The sequence below is a fragment of the Sphingobacterium zeae genome (genome assembly GCF_030818895.1).
Classification (GTDB): Bacteria; Bacteroidota; Bacteroidia; order Sphingobacteriales; family Sphingobacteriaceae; genus Sphingobacterium; species Sphingobacterium zeae.
Window position 1 is genome coordinate 4,175,893 of record NZ_JAUTBA010000001.1, and the last position, 14,952, is coordinate 4,190,844.

Annotated in this window: 12 protein-coding genes and 3 tRNA genes; 5 read left to right on the top strand and 10 right to left on the bottom strand. The window is 39.1% G+C overall.

Features of this window, described 5'->3' with window-relative positions; translation table 11 throughout:
* Nucleotides 1–150 precede the first annotated feature (150 nt).
* Nucleotides 151–660: an RNA polymerase sigma factor gene (locus tag QE382_RS17545; RefSeq protein WP_307187068.1), complete on the top strand. Its 510-nt coding sequence runs from the start codon at nt 151–153 to the stop codon at nt 658–660.
* 31 nt (nt 661–691) lie between these two features.
* The gene (locus QE382_RS17550; protein ID WP_307187069.1) at nt 692–937 is read left to right on the top strand and encodes a cytochrome b5 domain-containing protein; all 246 of its coding nucleotides are present in this window, start codon (nt 692–694) and stop codon (nt 935–937) included.
* On the opposite strand, the gene QE382_RS17555 is transcribed toward QE382_RS17550, so the two are convergent.
* The 5 genes from QE382_RS17555 to mgtE form a co-directional block, all read right to left on the bottom strand.
* Complete coding sequence (locus QE382_RS17555) at nt 938–1,852, bottom strand: PfkB family carbohydrate kinase (RefSeq protein WP_307187070.1); 915 nt, start codon at nt 1,850–1,852, stop codon at nt 938–940.
* Nucleotides 1,853–1,909: 57 nt separating this feature from the next.
* A tRNA-Asn gene (locus QE382_RS17560) sits at nt 1,910–1,983 on the bottom strand.
* Nucleotides 1,984–2,070: 87 nt separating this feature from the next.
* Nucleotides 2,071–2,144 (bottom strand) — tRNA-Asn (locus QE382_RS17565).
* A 51-nt stretch (nt 2,145–2,195) separates the two neighbouring features.
* A tRNA-Asn gene (locus QE382_RS17570) sits at nt 2,196–2,269 on the bottom strand.
* A 246-nt stretch (nt 2,270–2,515) separates the two neighbouring features.
* Nucleotides 2,516–3,892, bottom strand: a complete 1,377-nt coding sequence (mgtE, locus tag QE382_RS17575) for a magnesium transporter (RefSeq protein WP_307187071.1) — start codon at nt 3,890–3,892, stop codon at nt 2,516–2,518.
* Between the two features lie 805 nt (nt 3,893–4,697).
* Between mgtE and QE382_RS17580 the strand changes: the two genes are divergently transcribed.
* Entirely contained in the window at nt 4,698–7,385 is a 2,688-nt protein-coding gene (locus QE382_RS17580; RefSeq protein ID WP_307187072.1) for a TolB-like translocation protein, read from the top strand.
* Here the strand turns inward: QE382_RS17580 and QE382_RS17585 are convergent.
* From QE382_RS17585 to sppA, 3 genes are all read right to left on the bottom strand, one after another.
* Nucleotides 7,382–8,224 carry an endonuclease/exonuclease/phosphatase family protein gene (locus QE382_RS17585; RefSeq protein WP_307187073.1) on the bottom strand — a complete coding sequence of 281 codons (843 nt, stop codon included), beginning with the start codon at nt 8,222–8,224 and terminating at the stop codon, nt 7,382–7,384. The genes QE382_RS17580 and QE382_RS17585 overlap by 4 nt on opposite strands.
* A 196-nt stretch (nt 8,225–8,420) precedes the next feature.
* Entirely contained in the window at nt 8,421–9,611 is a 1,191-nt protein-coding gene (locus tag QE382_RS17590) for a phosphoglycerate kinase (protein WP_307187074.1), read from the bottom strand.
* A gap of 216 nt (nt 9,612–9,827) precedes the next feature.
* Nucleotides 9,828–11,594: a signal peptide peptidase SppA gene (gene sppA / locus QE382_RS17595; RefSeq protein ID WP_307187075.1), complete on the bottom strand. Its 1,767-nt coding sequence runs from the start codon at nt 11,592–11,594 to the stop codon at nt 9,828–9,830.
* A gap of 218 nt (nt 11,595–11,812) precedes the next feature.
* Between sppA and folK the strand changes: the two genes are divergently transcribed.
* Nucleotides 11,813–12,175 carry a 2-amino-4-hydroxy-6-hydroxymethyldihydropteridine diphosphokinase gene (gene folK / locus QE382_RS17600; protein ID WP_307187076.1) on the top strand — a complete coding sequence of 121 codons (363 nt, stop codon included), beginning with the start codon at nt 11,813–11,815 and terminating at the stop codon, nt 12,173–12,175.
* A gap of 122 nt (nt 12,176–12,297) precedes the next feature.
* Complete coding sequence (locus QE382_RS17605) at nt 12,298–12,642, top strand: Hpt domain-containing protein (RefSeq protein ID WP_307187077.1); 345 nt, start codon at nt 12,298–12,300, stop codon at nt 12,640–12,642.
* On the opposite strand, the gene pssA is transcribed toward QE382_RS17605, so the two are convergent.
* Both pssA and rho read right to left on the bottom strand, forming a co-directional pair.
* Nucleotides 12,639–13,325, bottom strand: coding sequence for a CDP-diacylglycerol--serine O-phosphatidyltransferase (gene pssA / locus QE382_RS17610; RefSeq protein ID WP_307187078.1), 687 nt, complete (start codon nt 13,323–13,325; stop codon nt 12,639–12,641). The two genes, QE382_RS17605 and pssA, sit on opposite strands and share 4 nt — an antisense overlap.
* A gap of 74 nt (nt 13,326–13,399) precedes the next feature.
* Nucleotides 13,400–14,899, bottom strand: coding sequence for a transcription termination factor Rho (rho, locus tag QE382_RS17615; protein WP_307187079.1), 1,500 nt, complete (start codon nt 14,897–14,899; stop codon nt 13,400–13,402).
* Nucleotides 14,900–14,952: the final 53 nt, after the last annotated feature.

Below are 14,952 nucleotides of genomic sequence, written 5' to 3' on the forward strand. Positions count from 1 at the left end.
AAAACAGTCTTATCAGCCTTAAAATAACCTTAAATTTATATTACCAAATCCTATTTTATCATTTTTGGCGCATTATTTGCCTCATACTTAATGAACCTGATTTTATAAACTTACTGTTTTGTAAAAAGAACAGTTATAATTCATTAAGCTATGACTAAGAATGAATTTGACACCATGGTGATTGAGCAATCTGACTCATTAAAACTGTACGCCAGAAATTTTACCAGTGATTACGAAGATGCAAACGATCTCGTTCAGGATACAATTCTGAAGGCTGTAACCTATTTTAAAAATTTTAGAGAAGGTACAAATTTAAAAGGTTGGCTCTATACCATCATGAAAAACACGTTTATTAATAATTATAGACGTATTGTAAAAACAAACTCCTTCATCACAAAAGATGAGGATATTTCTAATGCAAACCTCCTCTTGTCTGCTTCCGCCAATCAAGGAGAAAGTAAATTTGTGATGCAGGACATTCACGAAGCATTATCAAGTCTTTCCGAAGAGTATTACATCCCCTTCACACTTTACTTTGAAGGCTTTAAATATCATGAGATATCTGAGCACCTGAATATCCCCATCGGAACAGTAAAGACACGAATACATGTAGCCAGAAAATTAATGAAAAAATCGCTATCGGCGTATAAAGTAGCCTAGTTTTTATATCTTCGCCAACTTAACATGACTAATGGCAGAGGGATTATTAGAATATAGCAAAAGTCAATTAGCTTTACGGAACGGTTGCGACAAACCGCAGATCTGGATTGCCTACCGTGGATACATTTATGATGTCGGCGAAAGTAGACTGTGGAAAAATGGAATGCATTACGAGCACTGGGCTGGGCAAGATCTAACTGAGGAGCTTCAAGACGCTCCTCATTCAGAAACTGTATTTTTAAAATTTCAAATTATTGGAAAATTGAAAGATAAGTGATTATAAATTAAATTGAGATAGGGCTACAAACGCGTTCAATCGCTTTTGTATGTCCTCTTGAGTGAGACTAACCAAGCGATCTGTTCCGAATCTCTCTACACAAAATGAAGCCAGCGCAGAACCGAAAATCAAGGCGTTCTTCATATTTGTAAAGTTTACGCTTTTTACTTTCGCTAGATATCCAATAAAACCTCCTGCAAAGGAATCACCTGCACCGGTTGGATCGAAAACATCTGCTAAGGGAAGTGCCGGGGCAGAAAAAATCTGATTCTCACCGAAAAGAAGTGCACCGTGCTCACCCTTTTTAATAATTAAATAGCGTGGCCCCATTTTCAAAATAACTTTTGCTGCCTTAACAAGGGAATACTCGCCAGATAGTTGTCTGGCTTCTGAATCATTTATAGCTAAGACATCAACCTTCAGAAGAACCTTTCTTAAGTCATCCATGGCAACATTCATCCAGTAGTTCATAGTATCCAGAACAACCAGCTTCGGCTTATGTTTTAAGCGCCCCAAGGTTGTCAACTGTATTTGAGGAGTAAGGTTACCTAACAGCAGATATTCACAATCTTGGTAGCCCTCTGGAATAATTGGGTCAAATTCAGCCAATACATTTAAGTCTGTAGCTAAAGTATCGCGGCTATTCATGTCATTATGATATCTGCCCGACCAGTAAAAAGTTTTCCCACCATTTATCACCTGAATGCCCGTTACATCTATACCCCGGTTCTTGATAATATTAAGATGGTCGTTTCCAAAATCTTCTCCAACAACGCTGACCAACTTGATTTGATCACACAGATAGGATGCCGCCAGGCTCGCGAATGTGCCGGCACCACCTAGAATTTTGTCAGTTTTACCGAACGGCGTCTCTATAGTATCGAAAGCCACCGTACCAATAATTACTAAACTCATAGTTTTTTTATAAGCATGGTAAACAAAAAAACCGGCATAAAGCCGGTTTAAATATTGCTCCTGAAGCTGGGCTCGAACCAGCGACCCTCTGATTAACAGTCAGATGCTCTAACCTGCTGAGCTATTCAGGAATTTAATCCCGAGAAATTTCTTTCCCATTGAGTGTACAAAAATAGTACATTTTAATTTGTTATGCAAATAAAATTATTGCATTGCTGCTCCTGAAGCTGGGCTCGAACCAGCGACCCTCTGATTAACAGTCAGATGCTCTAACCGGCTGAGCTATTCAGGAATGAAAAATTGAATAGTATAGATAACTCCGGTTATGTAAGTTACTAAATTGCTCCTGAAGCTGGGCTCGAACCAGCGACCCTCTGATTAACAGTCAGATGCTCTAACCTGCTGAGCTATTCAGGAGTGTTTTTCAATTTTTCCGGAGACCCTATTGCGTTTCCGTGATGCAATTATCGGAAGATTATTAGAATACTACAAATTTTTTGAGCACATTTTTTACAACTTCCTAAATTCCAATTAGAATAATTTATTTTTATTTTTCAAACAGCTCCACAAAATCCCCTTTTCAGCACTTAAACCAACATTATCCTTCTTTTACCTTCAATCGCCATCAGCGGATGAACGACCAGTATCGGCAATTGCGTACGATTAAAGCAACACACCTTTCAAAATTAGCGTTGCCACACTAAAATAAATCAGCAAACCTGTTACATCGACTAATGTCGATACAAAGGGCGCTGAAGAACTCGCTGGGTCGGCCCCAAGTCGTTTCATCACAAAAGGCAACATAGACCCCATCAACGACCCCCAAAGGACCACACCAACCAAGGACAAAGAGATAACTAATGCAACCAACACCCAATACTCACCATAGCTATGCGCAAAAGACTGCCAGGCCATAATCCGCACAAAACCTAATGTACCCAAAATAAGTCCCAGGAGCAAGCCCGATATAATCTCCCTACGCATCACCCGCCACCAGTCGCCTAGCGTAACTTCCCCCAAAGCCATCGCCTGGATAATCAATGTCGACGCCTGCGAACCACTATTCCCACCACTGGAAATAATAACTGGCATCAATGCAAATAACATAATCGCACTTGCCATTTGCTCTTCAAAATGTTCAATCACTGTAGCTGTCAAAAGTTGCCCAAGAAAAAGTACAATAAGCCAACCGGCTCTCTTCTTCACCAGGTTCTTAATCGATACATCCAAATAGGGCTCATCTAACGCCTCGGTTCCCCCGATGCGCTGCATATCTTCGGTATACTCCTCGTTGGCAACCCAAAGAATATCATCAACAGTAACAATACCCAACATCACTCCATGTTCATCAACAACAGGCAAGGCCACCCGATTATTCATCCGGAAGATATTGATTGCTTCCTCCTGCGGGTCATAAGCATTAAGCGATATTAGGCGATGATCAATCAATTCCCCAACCACTGTATCGGGTTCCGCCATCAATACGTCTTTGATCCGTATATCATCAACGAGCTTCCCATTCCCATCAATTACATACAACACATCTATAGTCTCCGAATCCCTTCCATAACGCCTGATATGACCCAGTATTCGCTCGATACTCCAATGTTCCTTTACGGTAATATAATCAGGCGTCATTAAGCGACCCACACTATCTTCAGGATATCCAAGTAAAGCCAATGCTTCAACACGATCTTTGGGTGGTAAAAGTAAAATTAAATGCTTTATATCGTCCTTCATTTCGGAAAAAAAAGAAGTCCGATCATCGGGTGGTAATTCGTTAATTAGCGCACTAATTTTTGCTTTAGAAAGCTTCTTAAAAATCCTGTTTTGAGTAGGGAAATCCAGAATCCGAAAAACGTTAACTGCGCGATTCAAATTTAATGATTCAATAAATAACGGACCATGTTCAGGCAACTCATCAATCAGCTCCTCTACTTCTGAAATATTTAATTCATTCAAAAATTCTTCCAGCCCAACAAGATCTCCACTTGCTATTAATTGCTCTATTTGATTCACCTGCATTTCCAGTTCTTCCATATCTCCTATCGATTTAAAAAGCCTACATCTACACAAAAATTATATGTTACAAAAATCGCTTTTTTAAAGTAAATTCTGAATAAAAAAATAAATAATAAAAACCTGCTGTTGTTCGCAGTAATTGGGATAAATATCCCGCGCAACGTTCAATGGCCAAATCAAAAACAAGACATTTTGTCATTAGTAAAAAAACTAAGGGAAACCGTTCTCGCCAACAACTTCAATAGACCTCTACAAAAGAAAGACGATGAAATTTATCGTCTAATTACCGATCCATTTTTTTATCGAATAAAATAAATCACGCGACACCCAACTCGCCAGCACACTCCCAAAGCAACACCCCATAGACGTCTGATTTTTCCACAAAAAAACAGACAAATTTTCTCGGCGCAGTCTTAGAATCGCTAATTATTTAAGTATATTCGTCGTATGGTTTAACCTGTTCAATATAGTGCTTTTTTTTCAGAACAGCCGAATATCATCAGGTTGTTTTACAGAAAAAAAATAGTAAAAAGAAGTAAATCATAAAAATCATAAAAGCCTATTATTCAAATATAAATAAATTTGAAACAGAAGTTAAAGTTCATATAAATAGGAACAATAAAACTAAAAAAAATAGCAAATACTCGATATACAAAAATTAATGAAACATAAAAACATAATTATCAGCATATTATCATTATTATCATTAATAATATATTCACAAAAAAGTTCTGCTCAATTTTTTGAAGACAGCCAAGCGCCCTTAAGCCAAAAATGGTATCAGATCGAAACGAAGAATTTTCAACTCATTTTCCCTGAGGAAATGAAGAGCAAAGCCCCTACCCTAGCTGAGCAGGTTAGCCGATCGCTACGTACGACTGCTAGAAATTACAAAGTATCGCCGCGGAAAATTCCATTCATTATCCATAACACGAATCTACAAACGAATGGTTTTGTACAGCTGTCTCCACGTAAATCTGAACTATACAGCACCGCCGGCGCAGAACCCGACAACCAGACCTGGCTACCCAATTTGATCCTTCACGAGTCAAGACACGTAAGTCAATTTGACAAATTGACAGGAAAACTACGCGCGCCATTTTTTGAACAATTAGCCCTTGCCTACTACGGACTGACCGTTCCTTCCTGGTATTTTGAAGGCGATGCAACCCTTACAGAAACCATATATTCGGAGGGAGGGAGAGGAAGATTACCCGCTTTTGAAATGCCCATTAAAGCGAACTTTCAATCGAATCACCACTACAGTTTCAATAAATATTTACTGGGTTCCTATAAAGACATTGTTCCAAGTTACTACACAATCGGCTATCTGATGACCTCCACTTTAAAGTCGGAATTACCTTCGAATTATGAAGCCGATCTCTTTTCGGAGCTGAACAAAAAACCATTATATCCCTATAATATCAATCGTGTTTTAAAGAAAAAAATAGGTGGAAATAGTGCTTATTTATACCACAAAACAATAGCAAATTTAGAGACCATATGGAATAAGAAAACAAGCGACTATCAATACCAGAAATACAAAGAAATAGACAAGAAAAACGACAGCTATTACAACAGCAATTTATTACCAAAACACAAGAACGGTCTGATCTATTTCATTAAGCAGAACCCACAAAAGACCAACGCAATTTACACGTATGATGTGGCAACAAAAACAGAAAATAGGCTCGCTAAAACTGGCATACAGTTAACACCACATTTTGACGTAAACAGCAATTACATCGTATGGGACGAGCTCAATAAAGATCCGCGTTTCAACAAAAGAACATACAGCGTTATCAATGTCATGGATCTCAAAACAGGGAAAATTAGCCAGCTCAGCAAACAGACGAGATATTATTCCCCCATTTTAAGCCCATTAGACGAAACAATTGCCTGCGTCGAGGTAGATTTATCCAACGACAGCTATCTGACGCTTATAAACCTTAAAAACAACAGCATCATCAAACGGATTAAAATAGGCAATTCCGAACAGCTCCAACACCCTGCTTTCAACCCCCAAGGCGATAAAATAATAGCTATACGATTATCCGAATCCGGAACCGCATTGTGTGAAATTGATCTGAAAAATGACAAAATCACCAACCTAACGCCATGGGGTAATCAACAATACGAAAGACCACAATACCTATCAGGTATGAGAATCATCACAAAAGCCAACTTCAACGGTATCGATAATATTTACAGTATCGACCTCTTATCTGGAAAAAAACAGCTTTTGACAAAGGCACAATTTGGCGCATTCAATCCTTTTTACGATAAGAATACAAGGCAATTATTCTTCAACGACTACCAGTACAACGGCTACAAGATCGCCCAGACATCCATCGATACCACATTTGATATCGACCCAGAAACGGATTACTTTTCGCATTATTACGCCACGGCATTGACCAGAGACAGCGTGAAAAATATCGCTGCAGTCTCTGTAGATACTAGTCAGCACTACCAAATTGTTCCCTATCGTGGACTGGGTAGAACGTTCAATTTTCATAGTTTTTCGCTAAGTAGCAGCAATTTTGAAAGCTTCGACAATTTTAAACCCGGAGTCTTCTGGTTATCAAACAACATCTTAAACACCACACAAATTGCTCTGGGGTATGAATATGACACCGACATTCGAAAAGGAGTATACTCGGCAGAACTTACCTACAACAAGTACTTTCCAAAATTCTCGCTACGCTATGAAAACAGAGGGCAAATTGCAGCAGCAAGCATCCCTAACAAACCTGACAGTAGCATCCGTTTCGACTGGCGCGAGCATTATATATCTTCACAGATCTCCATCCCGCTCTCCTTTTATAAAAGAGACTACGTCTACTCCACTGGATTCAACCTGGCGACAGCCTATCTACGGCGCTATGACCTTAGCCGAACAGACGTCAAGAACTTTAATTACGAGACTGCATTTCCCTTGACCTATCAGCTTTACCTCAATCGAAATGCGCGAATGGCCAATATGGACCTCTACCCAAGATGGGGACAAAATTTTAGTGTCACCTACCGACATACGCCTTTTGAAAACAATGCAAAAGGTGAAATTTTATCAGCAAGAACAGTATTCTATCTACCTGGATTTATGAGCAATCACGGTTTTCAAATTAGATTGAGCGCCCAAACAGGATCAGGAATTTATCAATACATCAACGATATCCCTCTTGTGAGTGGATTTAGCTACTACAAATATGAAAAAATAAAAAACACGGTGTTGGTCAACTATCGTTTCCCTATAGCTTATCCCGACCTTGGATTAGGATCTTTAGCCTATATTAAACGTGTAAAAGGAGGAATATTTGCCGATTATCAAAATATACACAAACACAGGGAGATCTCACCAAAAAGCTTTGGAGCCTATCTGTCGCTTGATTTCAATGCTTTCAGATACCCACTTCCAGATTTCGAATTCGTCGTTAAGGGTACCTATATCAATGACAACTCGACAACACAACGTATAGTTCCAACATTCAGTCTAAGCTACAGTTACTAAGGGTGGATCGCCCAATTAAAATTGAGCGCCAACGCATAATGATCTGACAACGGCAGCCCTTTCGCATTCGTGAATAAATTGTTTTCTATATTATAGTCCCGGGCAGCAAGACTGAGGTCACTGCTGCTCCTGTAAAGAATCTTATCAATGGATTCGCTCTGATTACATATAGACAACATATGCTGAGGTTTGAACTCGTGGCGGGCCTCTGGCACTAACCCCCCATTTTCGAGTTCAACCCAGCTATCAACCAAAGCCGTTGAATCCATAAAATCATGCAGATTATCATCACAAAAGCTATAATGTGCATTAAAATCACCCATTACAATAAGTGGCTTACCGCTCGAATGCTCTCCAATATAATCACGTAGCTGATTGAGATTATCCCGGCGTGCACTTGAAGCTTTTCTGCTATTTTGTGCATTTGCATGAACATTATACACATCTAACCAGACTTCAGGAACGATTTCTATCTGAACTAAGGTGAAGCCCTTTGGTGTCAGAAAATCGGCTCCTGTACGTTTCTTCCAGGGCACACGGACAACATCGGTCATCGGAAAATGAGACAGGGTATTGAGACCATCACCAAAGGGAACACGTCCCTTGGTTCTTGTGCGATATGGATGTGAATTACCGCCCCAATATAGACTTCTATTATAATTGAAATCCTCCTGCACATTAACAATGTCAAAAGGATTGATCTTCTTTCCAATTTCAGCAATACTTCTGCTTCTTCCTGTAATTGCCGACGAAATAATCCCGGGCAATCCCGCTACATTATACGTAAGCACTGAAAAAAAACCTGAATTTATTTTTTCTCTATTCTTATTTGCGTCCATCGATATCTGCATATATAACCTTGTCTGATAAATTTAGCAATTACAATAAAAACTCACGAGTACTGTACAGACAATTAACGGATAATTGATACAATCTGACATTACATCCATAGTTTAGCACAAGCGATAGCGCGATGCATAAAATAAAAAAAGGGACAACCCAATGCTGTCCCTTTTCCAAAAAATTTAATTTATATTAATCTTCGAGTGCCTTTACACCAGGAAGCACCTTTCCTTCCATGTATTCCAAAAGCGCACCACCGCCTGTACTGACATAACTTACATCTTCAGTCATACCAAATTTACTTACCGCAGCAGCAGAATCACCACCTCCTATTAAAGAGAATGCCCCATTCTTCGTTGCATCCACAACAGCATCAGCTACAGCTTTGGTACCCTTTGCAAAGGTATCAAATTCAAAAACACCCATTGGACCGTTCCAAAGAACCGTTTTAGAATTTTTGATGATCGCAGCGAAATTTGCTGCAGACTCCTGACCAATATCCAGACCTTGCAAATCTGCAGGAATTTGATCATTTGGTCCATCATACACATTGGCATCGTTGGAAAATGCATCTGCAATCTGAGCATCCGTAGGAATAACCAAGTTTACACCTTTTTCCTTCGCTTTTTTCACCAACTCATTCGCTAAATCAAGTTTATCGATTTCAACCAATGATTGACCAATTTCACCCCCTCTAGCTTTGATGAACGTATAAGCCATACCTCCACCAATTAAAAGGTTGTCAACTTTATCCAATAAGGCCTCAATTAACTGAATTTTATCAGAAACTTTTGCTCCACCCATGATAGCCGTAAATGGTCTAACCGGATTGTTTAATACTTTTTCTGCATTTCCGACCTCAGCTGCCATCAGGTAACCACTATATTTCGATCCTGGAAAAAATTGCGCAACAATTGCTGTCGAAGCATGCGCTCTATGGGCTGTACCGAAAGCATCGTTCACATAGATATCGCCTAATTTTGACAACTTCTCAGCAAATTCAACATCTCCCTTTTCTTCTTCTTTATAGAAGCGAAGGTTTTCTAGCAATAAAACCTGACCAGCCTGTAAAGCTGCCGCTTTTTCTACGGCCTCTGTACCGATACAATCATTGGCAAAGTGAACATCAGTACCTAAAACCTGTGAAAGATGTGCAACAATATGTTTTAATGAATACTTATCAGTAGGACCATCTTTTGGCCTTCCTAAATGGGACATCAATATCACGCTTCCACCATCTTTCAAAATCTTCTTTATCGTTGGAGCCGCTCCCTGGATACGATTATCATCCGTAATATTGAAATTTTCATCCAAAGGCACGTTGAAATCCACACGTACCAAGGCCTTTTTACCTGCAAAATTTAAATCGTCTACTGTTTTCATTCTGTAACTTTATTGATTTGGGATTAGGTCGTTTTGTTAAACGAACAGCTAAATATAAAAAAAAGCATTTGCTTTCATCAGAAATAATTATTTATTCATGGCAATTCCTACCTTGGATCGGACTTCTCAGCACGCAATGTAAGAACTACCCGCATCATTATAAATTATAATCACCTACAACCATACTACGATTGACCTTCCTTTAAGTATCAATTACTAGTGAATCTCAACGCTATACGGCAATCTCGCCTGTACCCCCGTCTGTGCTGTAGCTTTTTTCATAACATCAAAATAGCGATAGTACTCGCCCATTTGCTCTTTCGCAAGCCAAACTTGGACTTTTTCTTTTGAATTATTTAATATCGAGGTAAAAGGATCTTCTTTCTCCGGATACTGCGACACTTTATAGTTACTCAAATTGGCCTTTTTTGCGGCAGCCTGAATAGCGGCATCCAAGTTACCGAGGCGGTCAACCAATTTATTGTTCACCCCCTGCGCGCCAGTCCAAACTCTTCCCTGTCCAATGCTATCCACATCAGCAATGGATAATTTACGGCCGTCTGCAACAACTTTAGTAAATGTACCATATACTTTATCCACTTCCCGCTGGATGATATCCCTTTCTTCTGCTGTCAACGGCCGATCGAAAGAAGTCATCAAATCAGCAAACTTACCCGTCTTTACACCATCATAATGCACTCCAATTTTATTGTTCATCAGATTTTGGAAATTAGGAATCACACCAAATACACCAATAGATCCTGTAATTGTAGTTGGTTCAGCAAATATCGAATCTGCTGCCGCCGAGATATAATACCCACCTGATGCAGCTAAATCTCCCATCGACACGATTACAGGTTTCACTTTCTTGGTCAAAATAACCTCCCGCCAGATAATATCCGACGCTAAAGCAGATCCACCTGGTGAATTCACACGCAAAACAACAGCTTTAACAGCATCATCTTCTCTTAATTTCCGTAGTTCGCGGGAGAATTTATCACCACCGATTTGACCTGGTCCTGTCCCCTCCCCGTCAACAATTTCTCCGGCAGCATAAAGAACCGCGACTTCAGATCCGCTCGCATCATCTTTTAACTTTTTATTATAATCCAATAGGGAAACAAACGATATCTCATCCTTTTCCGAAATTTTCAGACGTTTTCTCAAATCCGATAAAAGTTCGTCTTTATACAACTTGGCATCTGCAAGCTTATATCTTACCGCGTCGTCCGCATCCCGGACACGATAGTCATTCGCAATAGCGCGTAATGAATCGGCAGCAATATTTCTGCTCGCTGCTATTTCATTAATAAAGGTACTGTATATACTTCCCAAATATGATGTTACCTGCAAGCGATTGGGATCGCTCATTTTATTTAAAAAGAAAGGTTCAACAGCGCTTTTAAATGTACCCACCTTCACAATTTGCATCTCTACCCCAACCTTATCCAAAAGATCTTTATAGAACATCGTAGAACTTGCCAACCCTTTAAAATCGATTGTACCTTGTGGATTAACATACACCTTATCAGCGATGCTTGCCACATAATAAGCCTTTTGGTCGTAGCCGGCATTATAAGCAACAACAAATTTACCCGTCTTCTTAAAGGCCAAAAGTTCGTCCCTTACTTCCTTTAAACTCGCAAAGCCAACACCGACATGGCTAGCATCTAAATAAATCCCTTTAATATTGCCATCGGTAGCTGCATACTTGATCCTCGCCAAAATATCGTCTAGACCAATATTTTTAGTGGAATAACCTGGAAGATTGAGACTACCCAAAGGATTAGCTTCACTCCTCTCGGTGATGTCATAATCAAAGGAAAGGTATAAAACTGAATTGCTTTTCACAACAATTTCCTGATCAGAGGATGCCGAACTGATAATCGCTCCAATAATTCCCATCAGAACAATAAATAACACAACAAAAGAAATTACAATCCCTGTAATTGTTGCCAGTACATACTTAAAAAATGATTTCATATTTTGTAATTATAACCGATTAATAACAACTCTACTAATCGAACGCGCTATTTTCCATTAAAGGTAATGCAATATTCTTTATTGACACAGTCTTTTATTTCATCTATAACATATTTTCTTCCCAAAGTGAGCTGACTCGCGAACAGAAATTTACATAATCGGATGGAATTAATAGACAAATTTCATCATTAAATTCCTCAAAAGCTTATTTTAGCAGTATGAATAAGATATATATCCTATTGGGCACCAATCTAGGGGATCGTTTCCAGCAGCTTAATTTAGCGAGAAAGCAGCTTGAGAAACATGTTGGAGAGATAATTGAAGCATCATCAATTTATGAAACTGCCGCCTGGGGAGTTAAAGACCAACCAGCTTTTTTAAATCAGGTCATCTTGGTGGCGTCCGCATTACCGCCCTTAGACTGCTTAAAACTGACACAGCATATCGAACAGGAATTGGGACGTGTACGTAAAGAAAAGTGGGGAGAAAGAGTTATTGACATCGACCTACTCTACTTCAAACCAAGAAATCATCGACCTACCATCACTTCAGATTCCACACCCCTACATTGCCCAACGTAGGTTCACACTCGAACCGTTGGCGGAAATAGCCCCCGACTATGTTCACCCTGTTTACAAAAAAAATAATGTATATTTATTGGATAAATGCAAAGACGATTTACCTGTAAAGAAAACAAGCAACGATGAACCATCTCGACATTGAACTGATCAGCCTAAACATGTTCGACAATCAAGAATTAATTAAACAATTTGTATCAATGTACCTTATTCAAACACCTGTCGATCTCGATAAGCTCCGCCAGGCATTAGCTGAAGGTAACCTGCAGAAAATTGGCGATGCCGCCCATCATATCAAACCGACAATGGACTATATAGGTGCTTTTCATCTGAAAGAAAAATTTGAAGAATTGGAGAACCACGCAAAAAACAAGGAATCTTTAGAGATACTGCGGGCAACTTTCGGTATCATCGATATCGAGATGAAGGAACTCCTTTTTGAATTGGAACAATATGAAAAAACGATCTAAGCCAGATCGTTTTTTTTATTGAAATGCAATGCAGATAAGATGAAATACAAAATGAGAATAACGGGAAGAGCCATAAATTGACCAATCGTAAAAAAAATCACAGTCAAGATCAGAAATATAAAACGATATTTATTTGCTTTCCATTCCATTGAACTAAATTTCATCGAAAACAGCCTAATTTCACTTACCAACAGATAACTTGTTAAAAGGACACTACCCATTAAAATCAACGGATTTAAAACAAGCTGTGGATAGGTCTCAGCGATATAAGGAAGTGAAAGCACATAAAATGTATTCATAGGTGTATTCAAACCAATGAAATCCGAAGTTTGGCGCTCATCCAGGTTGAACTTTGCTAAACGTAAAGCCGAGAAAACTGTAATAATAAATCCCAAATAAGGATATAAAGAGCCATCAGGAAATACCTTTGACGCTAAAGTAAACATGATTGTTCCAGGTAAAAAGCCAAAACTAACCATATCGGCCAACGAGTCAAGTTCCTTCCCAATCGACGATTTAACATGGAGAAGACGCGCTACCATTCCGTCAAAAAAATCAAATATCCCCGACGCAAACACACAGATGGTAACGATTTTAATATTACCTTGTAATGCCATTAATACAGCGATACACCCACTAAATAAATTTAGACAAGTCAGCAGATTCGGGATATGTTTTTTCATGTACAGGATCTATTTTATAAAAAAAGCCATCATTTGATTAAAAATGATGGCTAAAATATCAAAATTTGATGGGATTACCCATTCATACTGATCAAAAATTCTTCATTTGATTTAGTTCCACGCAATTGACCTTGTAAAAATTCCATGGCCTCTGTAGAATTCATATCCGATAAGTGGTTACGAAGTACCCAGATACGTTGTAATGTTTCTTTGTCAGTCAATAGATCATCACGGCGTGTACTCGATGCCGTGATATCGATTGCAGGGAAAATTCGTTTGTTTGCCAACTTACGATCCAACTGCAATTCCATATTACCTGTACCTTTGAATTCCTCAAAAATAACTTCATCCATTTTAGAACCTGTATCTGTCAATGCTGTTGCTAAGATCGTCAATGAACCACCATTTTCAATATTCCGGGCAGCACCAAAGAAACGTTTTGGCTTGTGTAAAGCATTAGCATCCACACCACCTGACAAAATTTTACCTGATGCAGGCGCCACGGTGTTATATGCACGTGCCAATCTTGTAATCGAGTCTAACAAGATAACGACATCATGTCCACATTCTACCATACGTTTTGCTTTTTCAAGCACGATATTCGCTATTTTTACATGACGGTCAGCCGGCTCATCAAATGTCGAAGAAACAACTTCTGCGCGTACGCTTCTTGCCATATCAGTAACCTCCTCAGGACGCTCATCGATTAATAAGATAATCAAATAAACTTCTGGATGATTTTTTGCAATAGCATTTGCAACCTCTTTCAACAAGTTTGTTTTACCCGTTTTCGGTTGAGCAACGATTAATCCACGTTGACCTTTACCTATAGGCGTAAATAAATCCATGATACGTGTGGAGTAATTTCCAACGCCCATATCTAAATTTAAACGCTCATCAGGGAATAATGGTGTCAAATAATCAAATGGCACACGATCACGTACCTCTGCAGGATTTTGTCCATTGATAGCCTCTACTCTGACCAAAGGAAAATATTTTTCGCCCTCTTTGGGTGGACGGATACAACCACGAACAGTATCCCCCGTTTTCAGACCAAATAATTTGATTTGAGATTGTGATACATAAATATCATCAGGGGATGTCAAATAATTATAGTCTGAAGAACGTAAGAAGCCATAACCATCAGGCATGATTTCCAATACCCCCTCATTAACAATTACATTATCGAAATCTGTACTTGAAGAATTGCTTTCTGTTTTAGGAGTTTGAATGGTTTTTTCAGGTTGGGCGCCTTTTTCTGCTGCTACTGTATCCTCGGCTGCAACGGGGGTTTCTTCATGCTCAGAAACTTCACGTTTCCTTACCGTTACAGGTTCCGCAGTTTTAATGGTCCGCACACGTTTACGTGTACGTTCAGCATGTTCCTGACTATCTTCCTCTACTTTTGATACCTTTTCAGCTGAAGCTGGAGCGGCTTCCTCTTCTGCGCCAGTATTACTAATTCTTTCGATTAATTCTTGTTTACGCAATTTATCAGCATCTGCGATACCGATCAACTTAGCAATCTCGCGCAATTCTGATACGAGTTTAGCGTTTAATTCGTTAATATCCATTAATGTGTTGTGTATGATTTTTGGATTTTCTTTTTGAGCTTTATTCTGAATTC

Coding starts and splice junctions, on each gene's coding strand:
- QE382_RS17545 (WP_307187068.1), top strand. CDS start 151: ATGACTAAGAATGAATTTGACACCATGGTGATTGAGCAATCTGACTCA.
- QE382_RS17550 (WP_307187069.1), top strand. CDS start 692: ATGGCAGAGGGATTATTAGAATATAGCAAAAGTCAATTAGCTTTACGG.
- QE382_RS17555 (WP_307187070.1), bottom strand. CDS start 1,852: ATGAGTTTAGTAATTATTGGTACGGTGGCTTTCGATACTATAGAGACG.
- mgtE (WP_307187071.1), bottom strand. CDS start 3,892: ATGGAAGAACTGGAAATGCAGGTGAATCAAATAGAGCAATTAATAGCA.
- QE382_RS17580 (WP_307187072.1), top strand. CDS start 4,698: ATGAAGAGCAAAGCCCCTACCCTAGCTGAGCAGGTTAGCCGATCGCTA.
- QE382_RS17585 (WP_307187073.1), bottom strand. CDS start 8,224: ATGGACGCAAATAAGAATAGAGAAAAAATAAATTCAGGTTTTTTTTCA.
- QE382_RS17590 (WP_307187074.1), bottom strand. CDS start 9,611: ATGAAAACAGTAGACGATTTAAATTTTGCAGGTAAAAAGGCCTTGGTA.
- sppA (WP_307187075.1), bottom strand. CDS start 11,594: ATGAAATCATTTTTTAAGTATGTACTGGCAACAATTACAGGGATTGTA.
- folK (WP_307187076.1), top strand. CDS start 11,813: ATGAATAAGATATATATCCTATTGGGCACCAATCTAGGGGATCGTTTC.
- QE382_RS17605 (WP_307187077.1), top strand. CDS start 12,298: ATGAACCATCTCGACATTGAACTGATCAGCCTAAACATGTTCGACAAT.
- pssA (WP_307187078.1), bottom strand. CDS start 13,325: ATGAAAAAACATATCCCGAATCTGCTGACTTGTCTAAATTTATTTAGT.
- rho (WP_307187079.1), bottom strand. CDS start 14,899: ATGGATATTAACGAATTAAACGCTAAACTCGTATCAGAATTGCGCGAG.